Here is an 18693-nt window from a genome sequence, read left to right as displayed (position 1 = left end):
CGGTGCCCGTGGCGGCCACCGGCAGTGCGTCTCACAGCCGAAGGATCACGAGGGCCGTGTCGTCGGTGGCGCGGCCGTGGTGGAGGAGGTCGAGGAGCAGGGCGTCGGCGAGAAGCTCGGGGGCGGAGCGGCGATGGCGGGTGAGCGCCTGGGCGAGGCGGCCGAGGCCGGCGTAGATGTCCTCGTCACGGCGTTCGATCAGACCGTCCGTGTAGAGGACCAGGGTGTCGCCCTCGGTGAAGTCCAGGGTGGCCTCGGGGCGGGGGGTGTGCTCGGGGCGGGCGCCGAGCGGCGGGTCGGTGGCCCCGTCGAGGAAGACGACCGTGCCGTCATGGCACAGCAGGGCGGGTGGCAGATGGCCCGCGCTGCTGTAGCTGATGGTGTGGGTGTCCCAGTCGACGCAGGTCTGCACGACAGTGGTGTTCTCGGCGCCGTCGACGGAGCGGGCGTACAGGCCGAGCGCGTCCAGCGCCTGGGCGGGACCGTCGGCCACCAGGGACGCGGCGCTCAGCGCGCTGCGGAGCTTGCCCATGACACAGGCGGCGGCCAGACCGTGACCGACCACGTCACCGACGGCGATCCCGACACGGTCGACGCCGGACAGGTCGACCAGGTCGTACCAGTCGCCGCACACGTTCAGGGCGTCCGTCGCCGGCTGGTAGCGGACGGCCGCCCGATGGTTCCCGATCGGGTCGGGCGCGGGCAGCATCGCCTTCTGCAGGGTGAGCGCGACGTCCCGTTCATGGGCGTGTGCCTCGCGCAGCCGTTCGTTGACCTCCTGCAGCTCCCGCGCGCGGGTGTAGAGCTCGGCCTCCATGACGCGGGCCCGGTCGCCGGGGGCGCGCTCGCGGGCGCGGATCAGCTCGGTGACCTCCTCCACCTTGTGGATCAGCAGCACCACCTTCCCGTCGGAGTCGAGCACCGGCGCGTTCACGGGGCTCCAGTACCGCTCCTCCCACTCCCCCGGCCGCTCCACCGACTCCACGTCGTAGCGCTGCAACGCCATCGAGTCCCTCTCACCGGTCTCCACCACGCGGTTGAGCGAGGCCGCCAGATTCCGCATCCCGCTCGCGGACGGGTCCCGGGGATTGTCGGGGAAGACGTCGAAGAGATACCGGTTCACCACCTGCTCGCGGGTGCGCCCCGACATCCGCAGAAACTCCTCGTTCGCGTCCGCGTACACCAGCTCGGGTGTCAGCAGCGCCACCATGCCCGGCAGTGCCTGGAACACCGCCGCGTAGTCGATCGCCGTATCCGCCATGGTCGCCGCCTCAGCGTCCGTTGCCAGCCTGTGATCTCCACCATAGGAGCCGAGAGCCGCGTGGGCGCGGTTCTCGTTCCAGGAGAACCGTCCGTCACGCACGGTTGCACGAGCGACGACACAGCGTCGCGGACGCGAGGGGGCGCCGCCGGAGGTCGTCAGCGGGCGGTGCGCGGGAGGAAGTCGCGCATCGAGCCCATGCCGTACGTGTCCTCGTGGCCGGACACAGCTCGGCGGCCTCCCGCAGGAGGGGACCGATGTCGATCCCCACGCGCCGGAACCCCTCGGGGGTGGGCCCGTCGGGCAGATGCACGCCCCGGCGGAACGCGGTGTGGGGCGGCCGCGGGGCGGCGTCCACCTGGGCGGCCCGCGCTCAGCATGGCTGGCGCCACACCCCCAGCTCCAGTCGTTTGACCATGGACGAGAGCCCGAGCCGGCGGGACTCCGCGCAGAAGCGGCTCCTGGGTTCGGTGTACTCGACGTGGAAAACCGCCTTGCCGGCCTCGATGAAGGGCGAGAGCCGCGCGCATTCGTCGTACTGGGCGCACTCCTCGTTGACCGCGAAGTCGAAGTCGGCCAGCAGCTGGGGTATCTGGGGCAGGTCGTTCTTCAGGCCCACCGCCAGGCCGCGCTCGTGGGCGATGTCGGCGATCATGCGGTTGTAGGTCAGCTGGTCGCGCGCGGTGAGGGGGAAGCCGGTGTCGTCGCCGTAGCCTTCCATCAGGTCGGGCTCCACCGCGTCGAAGCCCTTGTCCCGGCACATGTCGAAGCGGCGTTCCATGAGGGGCCGCAGGACGTCCACCTGCCGTATGTCCAGCCAGCGCTCGCCCGCCCAGCCGTTCTCCTCGCCGAGCAGCGAGCGCGGGAAGGCGTCCTTGTCGGGCCGGAAGTCCTCCCAGGCTCCGACGTTGATGTAGCAGATGACCTTGCGGCCGTCCCGGTGCAGCCGGGCCACGTCGGCGGCGGAGTTCTCGAAGCCGTCGATGTCGTAGACGGGGACGTCCGCCGAGGGGTCGACCCTGCCGTCCAGCTGCCACTGCCAGGCGAGACCGGGCCGGGGATTCCAGCGTGGCCCGGACGTGGATTCGTTGTCCGGCTCGGAGTCGCCGCAGCCCGCCAGGGTCGAGGCCACCAGGGCGGCCAGCAGCGCCGCGTACGCGAACGTCGGCCTCCTCATCGGTCCGTCCCGGTGAGGGCGGGCGTCAACTGGGCCCAGGGGTTGGGTGGTTCCCCGGTCACCGGGCCGCAGACGGCGGCGCCCCGGTCGTGCGCGGTGCGCACGGCGAGCGGGACGAGGGCCTCGGGGACGCCGTAGACGAGGTGGCAGAGCCGCTCGGGCGGGTGGCGGGCGGCCCAGGCGGGCCGGCTGAACGCCGACACGTACGTCGACCAGTGTCCCTCGAAGGTGACGGTCAGGTCGGCGAGACGGGCGTAGCCCGGCGCCGGGTGGACGCCGGGGTTGAGGACGACGGTGGCGGCGCCGAGCCGGCGGACGGCCCGGACGAGCCTGCGGCAGGCGGGCAGGCCGTCCGGGGTCGCCGTCACCTGGTCGAGGAAGCAGCCGTCGGCCGCGTACCACTCCCGGTGACGGCGTACGTCGTCGGCGATCTCGGCGCGGTCGCGCACCCCGTAGTCGGTGTCGACGTAGCCGAGCAGCCGGGCCCCGGCCGCGCGCAGGGCCCCGGCCGCCGCGGTGAAGGCGGGGTCGGGGACGTCGCCGGGGCCGTTGGCGGGGTTGAGGACGACGGCGTAGGTGCGGGGCGCCGCCGTGATCAGACGGTGCCAGGCGCCCGGGTCCTCGGCCGGGTGGACGTAGAGCGGGATCAGCAGACTCACGACGTACGGTCACCTTTCCCGCCGCCCCCGCCGTTGTCTTCCCGTCCGCTCTCCCACAGCGTGGTGAGCGCGTCGTCCAGGCTGTGCAGGGGCCGCCAGCCGAGCGCCGCCTCGGCGGCGGTGATGTCGGAGCACTGCCACGACACGTCCGCCGATCGGACGGAACCGGCCGTCGACGCCGGGACGGCAGCCCCAGGGGCTGTCACCACCCCGGCCTCGGCGGGCGTCGCAGGGGAGGAGGGACCGGCCCCACCCCTACCCGGCCCCGCGACACCCACCGCCCTCGGGCGGCCGCGCGCCCCCGCGCCCAGCGCGTTCTCCTCGATGCGGCCGCGGAAGCCGGCCTTGGCCGCCAGGCCCCGGACCACCTCGCGGGCCGGGACGGCCCTGCCTCCGCCGATGTTGAGGATGCGGGGCAGCGGACCGGGAGCCGTGGCCGCGAGGGCGACCGCCCGGGTGACGTCGCGTACGTCGACGAAGTCGCGGTACGCGGAGAGGTCGCCCAGAGGCAGGACCGCGTCGGGGTCGGGGCCGGCCGTGCGGAGGAGCGTGGCGATGCGGCCGGGGAGGCCGGCCGGGGGCGCGCCGGGGCCGACCGGGTTGCCGACGCGCAGTACCACCGCGTCCAGGCCGGAGGCGGTGACGGCGACCGTGCCCGCGAGCTTGGTAGCGCCGTAGGGGGCGACCGGACGGGTGGCCGCCGACTCCGTGACCCGGATGTCCGGGACACCGGGCCCGTACTCGGCGGCCGAGCCCAGGTGCACCAGCCGGGCGCCCGGGGCGGCCTCGCGGAGCGCGGCGCACAGAACGGCGGGGCCACGGGCGTTGACCTCGGCGAGGGTCACGGGATCGCCGCCGGTCGCACCCGCGCAGTTGACCACGGTGTCGGGTGCGGCCGAGGCCAGGATCTTCGCCAGTTCCGGTGGGCCGATGGTGGCGAGGTCCACGGTGTGGTCGGCGGTGGGTCCGCGTCCCCCGCCGAGGACCAGCGCGCCCGGCAGGCCACGCAGCCCCTCGACGACATGGGTGCCCAGATAGCCGGTGAAACCCAGGACGAGAATGCGCATGTGGTGCTCAGGCTCCCTTGAGCAGAAGCGACTTGCGGGTGGTGAACTCGGCGTTGGCCCGGTCGTAGTCGTCCGGTCGGCCTATGTCCAGCCAGTACCCGTCGAAGTCGTAGGCGTGCGGCTGGTTCTGAGTGCTTATCAGATCGAGGACCAACTCGTCGAAACCCAGCGGCAGTCCGGGGGTGTAGCCCTCCAGGGTGGAGCGGGAGACGCCGTAGACGCCCATGGAGACGCGGTAGTCCATGCTCGGCTTCTCGGTGAAGGCGACGACCTTGCTGTCGTCGGTGGTCAGGACACCGAAGTCGATGTGGACCTCGCGGGTGTAGGTGGCGATGGTGAGCGGCGCCCCGGAATCCCGGTGCCGGCGCAGGACGTCGGCGTAGTCGAGGTCGGTGAGGATGTCGCCGTTCATCACGAGGAACGACTCGGGCAGCTTCTCGCGCAGGTTGAGCAGCGGGCCCATGGTGCCCAGCGGGCTCTCCTCGGGGGCGTAGTCGACGGTCAGGCCCCACTGGGAGCCGTCGCCGACGTAGGCACGGATGATCTCGCCGAGGTGGCCGATGGCGATGGTGACATGGGTGAAGCCGGCCGTGGAGAGCTGGCGCAGCACGATCTCCAGGATGGCGTGCTGGTCGCCGATGGGGACGAGCGGCTTCGGCAGCGCGGTCGTGTAGGGCCGCAGCCGGACGCCCTTGCCTCCCGCCAGGATCACTGCGTGCATGGTGCTCCTCCTTCGTGCTTCGTGCCGTGCGTGGACGGGAGTCAGATGTTGTAGATGCCGGTCTTGTAGCGGGCGAGGTTGGCCGGGTCGCGGAAGAACTCCACGGTGTGCGCGAGGCCTTCCTCCAGGGTGTGGGCGGGCTGCCAGCCGGTGGCGGCGGTCAGCCGGCTCGCGTCGGCGACGAGCCGCATGACCTCGGAGTTCGCGGGCCGGATGCGTGCCTCGTCCTCGCGGACGTCGAGTGCGCTGTCCATGACCTTGCCGATCAGCGCGACTAGGTCGCCGACGGAGATCTCGCACCCGGTGCCGGCGTTGAAGGTGCGGCCCACGACCTTGTCGGCGGGAGCGGTGCCGACGGTCAGGAACGCCTGCGCGGTGTCCTTGACGAAGGTGAAGTCCCGGGTGGGGCGCAGATCGCCGAGGGTGATGGTGCGCTCCCCCGCCGCGACCTGCCCGATCACCGTGGGGATCACCGCGCGCATCGACTGGCGGGGCCCGAAGGTGTTGAAGGGTCTCAGGGTGACGACCGGGGTGTCGAAGCTCGCGTGGTAGCTGTCGGCCAGTCGGTCCCCGCCGGCCTTCGAGGCGGCGTACGGGGACTGGGTGTTGATGGGGTGGTCCTCGGTGATCGGCACGGTCCGCGCGGTGCCGTAGGTCTCGCTGGTGGAGGTGTGCACCAGGCGGGGTGTGCCGAGGGTTCTGACGGCCTCCAGGACGTTGAGGGTGCCGGTGACATTGGTGTCCACGTAGCTGTGCGGCGCCTGGTAGGAGTACGGGATCGCGATGAGGGCGGCCAGGTGGTACGCGGTGTCGGCGCCGTCGAGGAGACCGCGAACGGAGCCGGGGTCGCGGACGTCGCCGAGGACGATCTCGACCTGGTCCAGGACGTCCGGGTGCAGGGTCTCCAGCCAGCCGTAGGAGGAGAAGGAGTTGTACTGGGCCATGGCCCGGACCCGGTGTCCGGAGGCGACGAGCGCCTCGGTCAGGTGCGAGCCGATGAAGCCCTCGGCTCCGGTGACGGCGGCGAGCGGTGCGGAGGTCAACTGGTGTGTCCTTCCGGTCGGTCGGTTGTGTGGGGGTGGCACGTGGGGGGGTGTGCGGTGGTCGTGGTGAGCACGGGGCTCAGGCGTGCGGTGCGGGCCGGCCGAGCAGCCGCAGCGCGCACGCCGACAGACAGAGCGCGGCGGCGGCGCAGCACAGGGGCAGCGCCAGGTCGCCCGGTGGCAGGCGCAGCAGGGTGACCGTCCCGGCGGCGCCGGCCGCCGCGAGACAGATGGCGGCCGACGGCCAGGCCGCCCCGAAGGCCTGCAGCAGCAGCGCGGTCCACAGGACGGCGGCGAGCAGCAGCAGCGGGACGGGGTCGGCGTCGGTGAGCAGGGCTGCGGGCAGCAGCGGCAGCAGGTAGGCGAGCAGGCAGAGGCCGAGGATGCCTGCCGAGCGCAGCAGGAACCCGGCGGGGGTCGCGACGGCACGCAGCGCGGAGACGGACAGTCCCCGGTAGCGGTGGAGCAGCCATTCCGCGGGGCCCATGCTCACCGTCAGCACGATCACCGCGTACGGCTCCTGCCGGCCCTCCAGCAGCACGAGGACACCGGCGGCCAGTCCGAAGAGGCCGTACGGCAGGGACCACAGCGGGCGGGGGCGGCGGGCGTCCGGGACGGCCGGTGCGGCGTGGGTGGTCCGCAGGGTCCGGCCGGTGACGGCGAGGGTGGCGAGCAGGGCGAGGAGGGGCAGTCCGGCGCGGAGCCACGGTCCCGGTTCCCACCAGGGGAGGACGGCGGCCCCGGCGATCAACGGGCTGAGCGCGGCGAGGAGTTGGCGTTCCCGCCCGAGTACCAGCAGGACGCCGGCCGCCGCGAGGTACGCGGACTGTGCGGCGGCCACCAGGGTCACGGGTCCGCCGTCGGCGGGCAGCGCGGCGACGGCCGTGGCGAGCAGCGCTCCGACGGGCGCGCCGGTCAGGAGCGTACGGCCCGCCTCACGCGGCCCGGTCGCCATCCGCAGATGGGCACGGTGGCCGAGGGCCTGGCCCCAGGCCCAGGAGACGAGTCCCGCCACGATGAGCGCGGGGGCGTGCGCGCCGGGGTTCCACAGCGGGGCGGTCAGCAGATAGGCGAGGCCTGGCAGTGCGAAGAGGAGGCCCCGCAGCAGGCAGCGCGGGGTGTCCGGGCGCCAGGGGTCGACGCCCGGCGCGGGTTCGGGGAACGTCCTCGGCACCCGTTCGTACAGGGCCGAGGCCAGCGAGAACAGGTTCGGGTGGCCGTAGCGTTCCTTGATGAGGGAGGCGGACAGGCCCTCCGCCTCCAGCAGGGCGGCCACTTCGTACGGGTGGACGGCGGGGCCGACGCGGTCGGCCAGTTCGGCGGCGAGTGCGTTGACCGCGTCCTCGTCCGGGCCCTGGTGCGGGAGCCGGATGGTGAGGGTGGTGTCGTCACCGAAGGCCCAGCTGGGGCGGCGGCGCGGGCGGCGCCGGTCGGCCAGCCGGATGGCGAGGGTGTCCTGTTCGACGCCGCCGGGTTCGAGTGACAGGGGGCCGCTCATCCGGCCACCGTGCTGATCGGAGCGGGCGTCGGCGCCGGGATGTCGACGGTCGCCGATCGCCTTTCCAGGGTGGGCAGTTCGAGGTAGATGGAGCGGAAGGTGTCGATGGTCCGGCGGAGGGTGAACTGCTCGATCACCCGGAGCCGGGCCGCCTCCCCCATGGCCCGGCGGCGCGCCGGGTCGCCCAGCAGCTCCAGCGCGGCCTTCGCCATCGCCTCCGGGTCGCGCGGCGGCACCACGAGCCCGCTGTCGCCGACGGCCTCGCGTACACCGCCCACGTCGGTGGAGACGGTGGCCCGCCCGCAGGACATGGCCTCGATGAGGGTGAAGGGGAAGCCTTCGCTGATGCTGGAGAGCATGACGACGTTGCCGGCGGCGTAGGCGTCCTTGATGTCGTCGACGCGGCCCTCGAAGGTGACGGCGTCGCCGTGGCCCAGCTCGGCGGCGAGGGCCTCGCAGCGGTCCCGGTAGGCCTCGCCGCCGCGCGGCGTCCCGCCGAACAACCGCAGTCGCGCGCCCGGGAGTTCCGCCCTGACGAGGGCGAACGCCCGGATGAGGGTCTCCAGGTCCTTGATGGGGTCGACGCGGCCCGCCCAGCTGAGGGTGGGCGTCTCCGGTTCGGGCCCGGCGGGCGGGAACGCGGCGGGGTCGACGCCGTTGTAGACGGTACGGATCGACTCGGGGTCGGCGCCGCCCTGTTCCTCCCAGAGCCGGTTGTAGCGGTTGCCCGGGGTGATCAGGGCCGCCCGCCGGTAGGTCTCCTCGGCGAGGAGGCGGAAGAAGCCGAGGACGACCGCCTTCACGGGCCAGCGGTAGGGGGCGGTGCGGTAGCCGAGGTAGCGCTCGCGCAGATAGACGCCGTGTTCGGTCAGCAGCAGGGGGACGCCGTGCCGTTCGAGAGCGGTGAGGCCCGGCAGGACGGCGACACCGCCACTGACGGCGTGCGCGACGCCGGTCTCGGGAGCCGGTGCGGCGAGCGGGCGCAGGGCGTGTTCGAGCAGGGAGGTCGCGGTGAGCGCGTCGTGCAGCGTGGGGCGGGCCTCGCGGACGGCGAGGCCGGGGCGGTTCCAGACGGCGGTCAGCTGGGCGATGGCCCGGTCCGAGCGCAGGTAGGGGCTGAGTGCGCCGTCCTCCGCTGCCCGGGCCAGCTTGTACAGGGCGGGCGCGAAGCCGTCCTCGGCCCCCGGGTCGAGCAGGGCGGTGAGGAACCGCTCATAGGCGCCGACGAGCCGGTGACGGGCACGGCCCCGGGGCTCGCGGCCCTCGGGCGGGTCGCCCCACATGGGGACCGACAGCACACGGACGACGTGTGCGGGCAGGTCCCAGACGAGGGGTTCGCGTCCGGTGCCGGTGACGGCGATGACGTCGAAGTCGAGGTCCGGCATGCCCTGGACGAGTTGGTCGCACCAGACGCTGACGCCGCCGTGGCTGTGGGGATAGGTGCCTTCGGTGAGGAGGGTGACGCGCGCCGCGCCGAGTCGGCGCGCGTCGTGCGGAACGGGCATCGGTGTGCTCCACGGCCGTGGTGTGGGGTGGTTCCTGCCGGTCCCGGCCGGTGCAGTGCGGCCGGGACGGCTCGATGGGCGGGTGCCGCGGGTCAGTCGTCCGCGGTGGTGGAGTCCGAGGTGACGGATTCCGCGGTGTACGGCACTCTCTCGCTCACGCCCGCTGGAACTCGGGTGTCCGGTGCGGGGGCCGTGGTCTCGACGGGCCCGGAGGCGTCGGCGGCCGAGGGGCCGGCGGAGGCGGGCAGGCCGAGGGAGAGGGGGGCGCCCGTGGAGGGGGTCCAGCCGGAGACGGAGCCCGCGTAGGCGTCGCCGAAGGCGGAACCGGCGAGGGTGCTGCCGGTGGGCGCGGTGACGGTGATCGCCAGGCCGTCCGGTGCCTCGACGGTGACGGTGTCGCCGATGCGATGGGCGGTGACGTCACCGGCCTGCAGCGCGGCCTGCCAGGCGGCCCTGCGGCGGAGTTCGGCGCCGATGTCCTTCATCCGCAGGTTGACCACGGGGGTGTTCTCGGCGAACAGGGCCGCATAGCCGTCGAGGACGCCGTCGAGCACCGGGTAGGCGATGCGGTCCTCGGCCAGGTTCGACTGGTGGATGAAGTGCGGCTTGGGGTCGCCGGCGAGGACGTGGCCGAGAGCGATCCGCTTCTCCAGCGGCACGATGACCTCTTCGTACCCGGTGGCCGGGTCCAGCGGTGCGGTGAGGCAGGTGGTGGTGGCGGGGTTGTCCTCGCAGATGCCGCTGCCGCCCTGTGCGCGGCCGGTGTAGATCCAGTTGTACTCGTCGACCTGTTCGGCCGCGCGGCCGGCGTTGTAGAAGACGTTCATCGGGTGGCGGGGCACGGTCGTGGCGGGGCCGACCTGCCGCTGGACGGGCTCGCGGGAGTTGTCGGAGCCGAGCCAGGCGATGTCGTTGTCGTCGAGGGCGAGCGCCAGGTTGGGGTTGTCCGCGGGCTGTTGCGGCAGCACCTTCATGCCGGAGTGCTCACCGGTGACCAACTCGTCTTCCTCCAGGGGGAGTCCGGCCGTCTCACCCCAGACGCGGTTGGTGGCGATCTCGTCGGAGATGTCGTTGCGGCTCACCCACCGGGTGGAGCCGTCGGCTTCGGTCGCGCATCGCCAAGGGACCACGCTGGTGTCCTGGACGCAGCCGAGGAAGGGGTGCGAGTAGGTGTGATTGATCCAGCGGAAGCGGTTGCGCTCCGCGACGAACCGGTCGGCGAGGGCGTCGTCGCCGTTGTTGTCCTCGCGGTGGTCGACGCTGCCGGCGCCGTTGTAGGCGAGGTCGAGGGTGAAGCCCTTGGCGGTCTGCCAGGCGGTGGCGTGGTCGACGTCGTCCGGGGTCATGCGTATGGGGTCGGGCTCGACGTTCGGGTCGGCGCAGTCGACGTCGCCGGGCGTGCAGTTGAGTTCGGTGTTCCAGCGGTCGTCGGCGGCGAACACGTCGTCCACGTGCACGGCGAAGTAGTTCCGCGTGGCGCCCAGGTGCACCCCGCCGGTCATCCACTCGACGATGCCGCGGGCGAGCAGCCTGAACTGCTGCTGGTACTGGTTGTACACGAAGGTGACGACGAGTTCGCGCCGCCCGTCGTGGCGGTACTCGCCCACCAGGCTGCCGCGCGTGGACTGGCCGGGGATCGCCGCGTCGACGTAGGACGTGAAGTCGGCGCCCGCCACCGGTCTCGACAGATAGCCGTAACTCTCGCCGACGGCGGGGTCGTTGTCCTCGAAGGGCACGGCGCCGTCGAGGTAGCCGAAGGGGCCCGCTTTCCCGGCGTCGGTCACCTGGGCCTCGGCGCCGTCGAGGCCGCCGGAGTAGCCGCCGTACACCGGGTACTGCAGACCGGCTTCCGGACGCGCGTAGGTGTAGGCGTCGACCTGGGGGATGGCGTACGTGCGCTCGTACTCCGCGAGCGCAGTCATCTCGGTGGAGCCGGCCGGGAACGGATTGTCGTTGGGCAGTACGACCGCCTGGTACTTGGCGCGCGGGCGGCCGTCGACGGTGTCCGCGAGGAAGCCGGCGTCGATCACGGGCCGGTCGGAGCTCGTCAGCTCGATCTCGGTGTACGGCGTGCCCGCGGTGGTGAGTTCAGCGGCTATCGCGTCGGTGGACGGGCCACCGTCGCTGACCACCAGGACCCGCAGATCGATGCGGGGTGCGGGGTCGTCGGCGTGGGCCGGACCGGCGGGCAGGCCGAGCGCGGCGATGAGCGCGCCCACCGTGAGCACGGTGGTGCGTGAAGTCCGCTTCATGCGGTGAAGTCCCCTCCCCGGGCAGGGGTGAGCACGTCTCTTCTGGAGCGGACGCACCCCCTTGCGTGACGCCGGCGTCCCCCTCTGAACCCGGTCGTCGACGCATCCGTCGCGTCACATAGTGGTGTCTGTGTGTGGCTTTCGTGGTCATGCTGCGAAACATGACGGAAAAGTGCAGGTGTCCAAGTGGGCGCACCTGGAACCGAATTGAACGTTTTCTCATCCACCCCCGAACGGGGCGCACGACGACCGCGAGGGCCCGGCGCGCTGGTCCGGGCCCTGCGGGGCGGGTCGACGGGCCGCCGGGGTCCGCCAGTTCGTTCGCCAGTGGTCCAGACCGTGACGGAAACCTGATCGCAGATCATTTCAGGTCACTCCCGTCACGGCCGCCCACCTCACCGACGGGCCGTCAGGCGCAGAGCACCCGGGTCTCGGGCGTGAACACCGGACCGCCGCTGACGTTGGTCCTGTCGCTGAACTCGGCGTAGTAGTACGAGTAGAAGCCGATGTTCCCGTTGCAGCCGGAGTCACCGGCGACCTGGAGCGTCAGCGTGACGGTACGGCTCTGGCCGGGCGGGATGGTGGCGCCGTAGTTGGTGCCGAGGTCGGCGGGGCCGGTGCCGGCGCAGGGGGTGGCGCCGGCGGCCGTGGCGAGGCTGCAGCCGGTGAAGGAGTACTTCAGGTCGGGGCGCTGGTTGGTCAGCCAGGTGGGCTCGATGGTCTGGTAGACGAACCAGACGTCGTAGGTGTGGTTGTTCGTGATCGTCATCGACAGGTCGACCGTGCCGCCGGGCGTGGTGGTGGCGCTGTCGGTGGCGAACGTCAGCTCCGCAGGGGCCGGGGCGGCCGCGCTCGCACCGGGGGCCATGCCGAACACGGCGAGGGCGAGGGCGAGTACGGCGCCGAGGCCGAAGCGTCTCATCAGTGGTGATCGCATGGGCCGGGAGGCTAGGCATCCGCCGGGCACACCGTCTGCCCCGACGGGAGGCGGCCGACCGCGGCCCGGCCGGAAGTGTGCGCTGGGTGAAGACGATGCGGCGGAGCCGTGGCGGCCGCCCCGCGAGCCCGCATCGGCGCACGGTAACCGTGGTGTGACAGGGGGTACGGGAGGGGCCGGAGCCGCCCGTTCGGGCCGTGCGGCGGGCGGGACGGCATCCGGATCGCATTGGCGCGTATCGCACGCCGCGCGCCGCTCTCCCGCCACCGCGCCGTGCGCGCGATCTCGGCCATCCGCCGATTTCCGGCCCCTGTCTGTGGAAACCGCGGCCCCGTTGACAAGTCGGGGCATCGCCTGGCTCTGTCGGACGATCGGCGCCCCCCAGCACGACCGTCGGCGAGGGCACGTGTCACTGCGGAGGGTGAACGCGACGGACACACGTCGGCCGGGCGACAGCCGCGCGACGCCGCCTACGGGGACTGGCCGGTAATACGTACTCCGGTTACGTAGGTCTACGGATGCGTCCGCCCTGTTCGCTTCGATTGGCTTGCCGGACGCCGGGGGGATCCTCTCGCGTGCCCCTTTCGCCGTCGGGCTTCCCGGCGTGCCGCAGGAGCCTCGTGGGGAGGCGCCGGACGGATTGTCAGTGGCTGCCGCTAGCGTTCCGCACATGGTCGCACTTGGGCCGGGATTCCCCGGCTGAACTGTGCTTTCTTCTTGTGCAATTGACGCTAGGGGCTGGGGTTCGTGGGATGGCTGTCGGCGGGCGACGGGTACGAGGTCGCTCTTGTGGAGGGGCGGGTGGCCGCACGAGCCACCTCGGGCCGTGCGGCGGGACGGCAGTTGAAGTCGCTGCCGAAGGCGCTGAAGGACCATCCCGAGGTGGACAGGCTGCGCCGGTTCGCCGAATGGCTGGATCGGCACGCGACGGCGTGCGTCGAACAGGTGGACGCCTGGATGGTGTCGTCACTGCCCGTACCCACCGGCCTGCTGGCCCGGGTGTGGCCGGACGAGGCGTGGCAGGCCGCCCTGCGCGATCTCGCGGTGGTCGGTGACGACCCGGACGAGGTGGGCTTCCTGCGGGGCGCCACCGACTCCGGCGAACTGCGCGTGGTGAACCTGGACGGTGAGACGGTCCGTCTCTCCCCGCGCACGGTGACCCTGCCGCACCCCGTGCTGCTGCCGGACCTCGACGACATCCGGGAGTTCGCGGCGGAGCTCGGCATCGTCCAGCGCGTCGAGCAGATACACCGGGCCACCTGGCGGCGCCCGGACGACCTGGCCGCCAAGGCCACCCAGGTGCGGGAGTTCACCGGCGGCCAGTACCGCTCCCGGTTCGCGCTCGCCGCACGGGCCACGTCCCTGGGGTACCGCGTCTCCGGCGGGTACGCCACCGCCCGGGTCCGGGACGGCGAGCGCACCGTCGAGGCCTCCGTGTGGATCGGGGAGCCGTACTGGGACGACGAGGTGGAGACCGGCAGCCTCACCTGGCAGGACCAGGACGGCCACGCCCTGCCGCTCGGCGAGGTGGGCCCGGTGGCGTGGTCGGAGGGGATGCGGATGGCCGCGGCGCTGTACGCCGGGCGCGTGATCGAGGAGGGCAAGGACGCATGAGCGGGGGGACAGAGGTGTCTTACGAGGATGTGCTGGCCGCGGGCGGGGTGCTGCCGCCGGACACCGAGGGGGCCGGGGAGCGGGCGGTGCCGCTGACGGCGCGGGCGTACCGTCATCCGGGCCTGGAGGAGCGGGTGGTGGTGCGGCTGGTCGCCGGGGAGCTGGGCGCGGCGGAGGATCTGGCCGCCGGGTTCCTGGGCCTGGAGCCGGACGCGGAGCCGGCGGTCGTCGGGCTGGGGCTGCGGCAGTCGCTGGGCTTCCCCGAGTGGGTGCTGGTGCACCACCCGGCGGACGGGCACCACGCGCTGGGCATCGTGCCGGACCTGGAGAAGGCGGCCCGGCAGGCGAAGTCCAAGCCGAAGACGGCCATGGACGCCTATCTGGAGCTCGGCGAGCGGCTGGCGGCGTCGGTGCCGCACTTCCTGCCGACCTTCTTCGAGCAGGCCGGACGGGTGTTTCTCGCCGAGGAGAACGCCACGTACGCGGCCCAGTTGTTCACCCGCGCCCGCAAGGCCGAGGCGGAACACGGGCTCGTCGTGGAGGAGGAGCGGCTCGACGCCGTGTTCCTGGAGTTCGCGCTGGCCGGCGCACTCCCGGTGAAGGTGCTGTCGGCGTACGCGAAAGAGCTGGCCGCGCGGGTCCCGGCCGAGGAGGCGCTGCGGCGCTTCACCAAGCTGTGCCTGCGCCGTACGGCCGGTGGTCTGCCGCCCTCGGCCCAGATGGCGAATGACCTGCGCCGGCTGGCCCGGGCCGCCGGACGGGACGCGGACCGGACCGAACAGGAGTACCTGGCCGAACTGCTGGTCCTGCCGTCCACGCCGCGCGCGGCGGCGGGCTGGTGGAAGGGGCACCGTACGGCGCTCGTGGCGCTGGCGGAGCGCGAGCCCAAGGTACGGGGCACCCTGCTGGACACTCTCCCCTCGTCTCACGACGACCACATGCCCGCGATGTGGCTGGACATGCTGGAGGCCTCCGGCGCCACGGCCGGGCTGTGGGACGGCTCCCTGCCCGAGGAGCAGCGTCCGCACGACGGCACGGCGGGCTGGCTGGAGCGGTTCCTGACCTACCGTGAACGGGCGCGGTCCTGGCGCGGCTCCACCCGGATGCCCGAGCTGTATCCGCTGGTCGAGCGGACGGCGGACCGGCTGCGCGCCGAACTGACAACATCGGGACGCGAGTTGCGGGTCACGCACGACATCGACCTGATGGATCTGCTGCTCTCCCTGGACGTGCCCGTGGCCGCCCCGCCGAAGGACTCGGCGTTGCCGCTGGAGCAGTGGGCCCCGGGTGAGGGACACCGCGAGCTGCTGTCGCTGGCCGCCGACTCCCGCTTCCACAAGGCTTTCCGGCGGGGCGCGGACCGGTTCGGCGACGACGACCAGGGGCGGCGCGCGATCCGGGTGCTGGCCACGTCGCCGGGCGGGCGGCCGCTGCTGGCCGAGTGGGTGCGCGGGGTCGTCCGGCGGTTCGCCGCCGTGGGCCTGCCCCAGCTTCCCGACGCGCTCGCCCGGCTGAAGTGGCTGCCGGCCGAGGCGCTGGCGCTCGCCGAGGAGGAGGTACGCGGCGCCGTCTCCACCGACCTGGCACCGGTGCTGTCGCGCACGCTGCGCGCCGGACTCTTCGACGAACTGGGCTGGCCCGCCTGGGAGGACGCGACGGCCACGCTCGTCCCGAAGGACGATGTCGAGGACATCGTCGTCGCCGACGCCTGGCCGCATCTCGTCGTGGCGGGCGCCGCACAGGCCAGGGTGATCGGCGCGGAGGGCACGCTCCTCACCCACGACCTGCGGGTCTCCGCGGACGACAGGTGGGGCGACCCGGGCTTCCACCACGTGGACGGCGAGCTGCTCGTCTACTGGCGGTCGCGCGACAACGGCCTGCGCGGCTACTGGCACACCCGGGCCGACAGCCCCCAGCCCATGGAGGGCCCGGGCGGCACCCGGAGCACCGAGATGGACTGGTACAAGGCCGACCTGAAGCTCACCCTGCCCCTGCCGGGCGGCGGCCGGGCCACCGGCGCGGGGGTGCTGCACGCCGGGGACACCACGATCCCCGACGAGCGGTGGCTGCTGTTCGACGGCGCCTCGTACTGGGTCTGGCACGCGGAGGGCGAGCGGGAGACACACGGGTTCTACGAGTACGACCCGGCGACGCACAGGCGCGGGCGGATGAGCATGCCCGCCTTCCTCGCCGACGCGCTGCGCGACGCTCCCGAGGGCAGCGTGTACGACAGCGGCTGGCTCGGCCCCTCCCCGACCGTCGGCCACGCGCCGGCCTGCGCACCCGTCGACGGCGTGATCGGCCTGCGCACGGTCCGGCTGCCCGACGGCGCCTACCGCACGCAGGACCTGGCCGGGCACACCGTCACCCTGCCCGCCGGGAAGGGCCGACCGTCCGCGCTCGTCGTGTTCCCGGGCGACGACCGGGCCCGTGCCGTCGTCCGCAACGGCTGGCAGCTGGAGATCGTCGACACCGACGGCGTCGTCACCTCCGTCGCGAAGACGGACCGCACCCCGGGCGTCTTCGGCGAGGGCACGCTGCTGCTGCCCCCGGTGCAGTTCTGGGAGTGCATGACGCCCCGCGACCCGGAGGGCTCCGCGGCGCTGCGCCGCATCGACGCGGCAATCTCGACGGCCCTGCTGGCCGCCGCCGCGCAAGGCGCAGCGCAGGAGGACAAGGACGCGCTTCCCGACGCGATCCGCGCGCTGCTGCCGGTCACCCATGACGCCCTCGTGGCGGGCATCGCCGGAGTCGTCCGCCACGCCGCCGGGCAGCAGGCCGTCCTCGACGCGGCGGCGGCCCGCCTCACCCGGGCGCTGGACGAGGGAGTGGACGAGCTGGAGGGACCCGCGGGCCCCGCCGACACCGTCCTCCAGAGCGCCCTGAGCGGCCTCGGCGAGCCGCCCCACCACTGGTGGAACCGCGACGAGGAGGCCGACACCGTCTTCCGTGCGCTGCGGGTGATGAGCAGGGCCGCCGGACTCCTCCCCGCCACGGCGGCGCCGAAGGGAGCGACGGTCCGCCTCCACCTCGACGGAACCGAACTGCCGAGCGGACAGCCGGATCTGTGGTCGCTGGCCGACCGCACGAGCGCCATTGTCTTCCGGGCCCTGGCCCTCACCACCCCGGAGGAGCACCGGGAGGCGCTGCGTGCCCTGCTCGACCGGTTCGCGACGCTGGGGCTGGGGATCGGTGCCGCCTCCGAGCGGTGGCGCGCGGTGATCCTGGGCCTGAAGGCCGATCAACTGCGCACCGCCTCGGGCGACTGGCGCACCGGCTCGTGGAACGGCCTGCTGCCGCTGGGCGACGACGCCTTCCTCGCCGTCGTGGGACGCCTCTCCCTCAACGACGACGACGGCGCCGTCTTCACCGGGTTCTTCCACGACCCGACGGGACGCTTCGAGATCCCGGAGCCGTACACCCTCCGCGAGTCCTGCCGACTGGCCGGGGAAGCGCACGCGGCCCGGCTCGGCGCGTTCCTCACGGAGCTGGCCGAGCGTGGCCCGGCCCCCTGGTTCCCGGAGGCCGCCGAGGAGTTCGCGCGCCGCACCGGTGTCACCGAGACGATGGCCCGGCTGATCGTCGCCGGACTTCCCCAGGTCGACGTCTACCAGCGGGCGTTCCTGTCCAAGGAGGCACGCGACGCCATCGGTGTGAAGCAGGCTCCCGCGGCCGTCGCCAAGGACGAACTACGGGGCGTCGGCGGCGAGATCCGCGCCGCCGTGGTGGCCGCGCTGCTGCCGGCCGACCCCGCCCTGCTGTGGACCGAGGGGCCCGACGTGGCCGCCGCGGCCGAGGTCTGGAACAGCAAGATGGGCAGGCGGATCGCGATCCCCGAGGAACTGCTCGCCGACGCGACCCGCGCGGTCAAGCACTCCCGGTGGGAGCTCCGCAGCGCCCTGCCCGCGCTGCTCCACCCGGCCGGTGAACCCCGCCTCACCCGGGACCTGGAATGGGCGGTCAGGGGCGACCGGGTCCGGCCCATCGACGACGACGCGGTCGGGTTCACCGCCGACACCCTCGTCGGCTCGGTGGGCCTCGCCGCCTGGCTCGCCCACCGGCTGCCCGCCGGCGACCCGCTGCGGGCCGCGCTGCCCACCGCGCTCACCGCCGTACGCGAGCGGCTGGCGCACCCCGGGCTCGTCCTGGACGTCGGGCGGTACGTCGGCCTCCCCCAGTTCCGGAAGACCGCGGGCACCCCGACCGAGGTCGGCGAGGGCTTCGAGCGGTACGGCGCCGTGATCCTGGCCACCCAGGACGACCAGCCGGCGCCCGGCATCCGGGTCGCGCTGCTCGACGAGGCGGGCGAGGACCCGTACCTGCCCGCGCTGCGCATCGACAACCAGCGGCCCTACGCCGTCGAGGTGGCGCTGCGGCTGGCCCGTTCCGCCCCGTACGCCGCCCTGCTGGCCGACCCGGGTGACCCGGTGGTGGGCGAGCGCGGCAAGGACGGCACCTGGTGGCCGCAGGACCCGAGCCGTTCGGTGCCCGAGCTGGTGACCGAGGTGGCGAAGGAGTACGGCATCGGCGAGGACGCCGCCACGCTCTATCTGATGCTGCTCGCCATGCCCGACCCGACGGACCGGATGACGGCCCGCTGGACGGGGTGGAAGCCGGCCCGGCTCAAGGCGGCCCGTGCCGAACTGGCCGGGGGCGAGCTGGTGGTGGAGGCCACCCGTGCCAGGGCCGGGCGTTCGCTCTTCCTGCCTGGCGGCTGGGTCGACCCGAAGTCGCCGCGGCTGCCGCTGGAGCGGTGGAAGCTGCCGCTGTTCGCCGGCCTGATGACCGACGAGGACGCCACGTTCGGTGTGATCGTGCCCTCCGAACCGGCCGCCGAGCTGTACCGCAGGGCCTGGCAGCGGATCCAGGACGGCGACGCGCCCCGGTTCGAGGAGCTGAAGGTGCGTCGGGGCCGCCGCCGCTGAACAGGGTCGGGGGCGCCCGGCCACCGGGCGCCCC

12 protein-coding genes are annotated in these 18693 nt (G+C 73.2%); 2 read left to right on the top strand and 10 right to left on the bottom strand.

Annotated elements, in window-relative coordinates:
* Positions 1–31 precede the first annotated feature (31 nt).
* From P8T65_RS44345 to P8T65_RS44300, 10 genes are all read right to left on the bottom strand, one after another.
* Positions 32–1261, bottom strand: a complete 1230-nt coding sequence (locus P8T65_RS44345; RefSeq protein ID WP_316731087.1) for a SpoIIE family protein phosphatase — start codon at positions 1259–1261, stop codon at positions 32–34.
* 373 nt (positions 1262–1634) lie between these two features.
* Positions 1635–2438, bottom strand: coding sequence for an endo alpha-1,4 polygalactosaminidase (locus P8T65_RS44340; protein WP_316731086.1), 804 nt, complete (start codon positions 2436–2438; stop codon positions 1635–1637).
* On the bottom strand, positions 2435–3097 hold the full coding sequence (locus tag P8T65_RS44335) for a spherulation-specific family 4 protein (RefSeq protein WP_184898159.1): 663 nt from the start codon (positions 3095–3097) through the stop codon (positions 2435–2437). Before P8T65_RS44335 ends, P8T65_RS44340 begins: the two co-directional genes overlap by 4 nt.
* Positions 3094–4164: an NAD-dependent epimerase/dehydratase family protein gene (locus P8T65_RS44330; RefSeq protein WP_316731085.1), complete on the bottom strand. Its 1071-nt coding sequence runs from the start codon at positions 4162–4164 to the stop codon at positions 3094–3096. The genes P8T65_RS44335 and P8T65_RS44330 overlap by 4 nt, the downstream gene beginning before the upstream one ends.
* Before the next feature lie 7 nt (positions 4165–4171).
* A complete protein-coding gene (locus tag P8T65_RS44325; RefSeq protein WP_316731084.1) occupies positions 4172–4885 on the bottom strand; it encodes a sugar phosphate nucleotidyltransferase in 714 nt (237 codons plus the stop codon).
* Between the two features lie 41 nt (positions 4886–4926).
* The gene (locus P8T65_RS44320; protein WP_316731083.1) at positions 4927–5928 is read right to left on the bottom strand and encodes a GDP-mannose 4,6-dehydratase; all 1002 of its coding nucleotides are present in this window, start codon (positions 5926–5928) and stop codon (positions 4927–4929) included.
* A gap of 79 nt (positions 5929–6007) precedes the next feature.
* Positions 6008–7426 (bottom strand): hypothetical protein, encoded by a 1419-nt coding sequence (locus P8T65_RS44315; protein ID WP_316731082.1) that lies wholly within the window; start codon positions 7424–7426, stop codon positions 6008–6010.
* A complete protein-coding gene (gene pelF, locus P8T65_RS44310; RefSeq protein ID WP_316731081.1) occupies positions 7423–8931 on the bottom strand; it encodes a GT4 family glycosyltransferase PelF in 1509 nt (502 codons plus the stop codon). Before pelF ends, P8T65_RS44315 begins: the two co-directional genes overlap by 4 nt.
* A 92-nt stretch (positions 8932–9023) precedes the next feature.
* Positions 9024–11183, bottom strand: a complete 2160-nt coding sequence (locus P8T65_RS44305) for a hypothetical protein (RefSeq protein WP_316731080.1) — start codon at positions 11181–11183, stop codon at positions 9024–9026.
* 409 nt (positions 11184–11592) lie between these two features.
* Complete coding sequence (locus P8T65_RS44300; RefSeq protein WP_316731079.1) at positions 11593–12105, bottom strand: hypothetical protein; 513 nt, start codon at positions 12103–12105, stop codon at positions 11593–11595.
* A 762-nt stretch (positions 12106–12867) separates the two neighbouring features.
* On the opposite strand from P8T65_RS44300, the gene P8T65_RS44295 reads away from it, so the two are divergent.
* Together P8T65_RS44295 and P8T65_RS44290 are read left to right on the top strand one after the other, a co-directional pair.
* Positions 12868–13734: a DUF4132 domain-containing protein gene (locus P8T65_RS44295; protein WP_230216972.1), complete on the top strand. Its 867-nt coding sequence runs from the start codon at positions 12868–12870 to the stop codon at positions 13732–13734.
* On the top strand, positions 13731–18659 hold the full coding sequence (locus P8T65_RS44290; protein ID WP_316731078.1) for a DNA-binding protein: 4929 nt from the start codon (positions 13731–13733) through the stop codon (positions 18657–18659). The genes P8T65_RS44295 and P8T65_RS44290 overlap by 4 nt, the downstream gene beginning before the upstream one ends.
* Positions 18660–18693: the final 34 nt, after the last annotated feature.

The organism is Streptomyces sp. 11x1 (genome assembly GCF_032598905.1).
Taxonomy (GTDB): domain Bacteria; phylum Actinomycetota; class Actinomycetes; order Streptomycetales; family Streptomycetaceae; genus Streptomyces.
This window is presented reverse-complemented; position numbering and strand designations above follow the sequence as displayed.

Excerpts from the sequence above, each read along its gene's own strand:
- P8T65_RS44325 (WP_316731084.1), bottom strand. The coding sequence starts at position 4,885 with ATGCACGCAGTGATCCTGGCGGGAGGCAAGGGCGTCCGGCTGCGGCCC.
- P8T65_RS44345 (WP_316731087.1), bottom strand. The coding sequence starts at position 1,261 with ATGGCGGATACGGCGATCGACTACGCGGCGGTGTTCCAGGCACTGCCG.
- P8T65_RS44305 (WP_316731080.1), bottom strand. The coding sequence starts at position 11,183 with ATGAAGCGGACTTCACGCACCACCGTGCTCACGGTGGGCGCGCTCATC.
- P8T65_RS44340 (WP_316731086.1), bottom strand. The coding sequence starts at position 2,438 with ATGAGGAGGCCGACGTTCGCGTACGCGGCGCTGCTGGCCGCCCTGGTG.
- P8T65_RS44300 (WP_316731079.1), bottom strand. The coding sequence starts at position 12,105 with ATGAGACGCTTCGGCCTCGGCGCCGTACTCGCCCTCGCCCTCGCCGTG.
- pelF (WP_316731081.1), bottom strand. The coding sequence starts at position 8,931 with ATGCCCGTTCCGCACGACGCGCGCCGACTCGGCGCGGCGCGCGTCACC.
- P8T65_RS44315 (WP_316731082.1), bottom strand. The coding sequence starts at position 7,426 with ATGAGCGGCCCCCTGTCACTCGAACCCGGCGGCGTCGAACAGGACACC.
- P8T65_RS44290 (WP_316731078.1), top strand. The coding sequence starts at position 13,731 with ATGAGCGGGGGGACAGAGGTGTCTTACGAGGATGTGCTGGCCGCGGGC.
- P8T65_RS44330 (WP_316731085.1), bottom strand. The coding sequence starts at position 4,164 with ATGCGCATTCTCGTCCTGGGTTTCACCGGCTATCTGGGCACCCATGTC.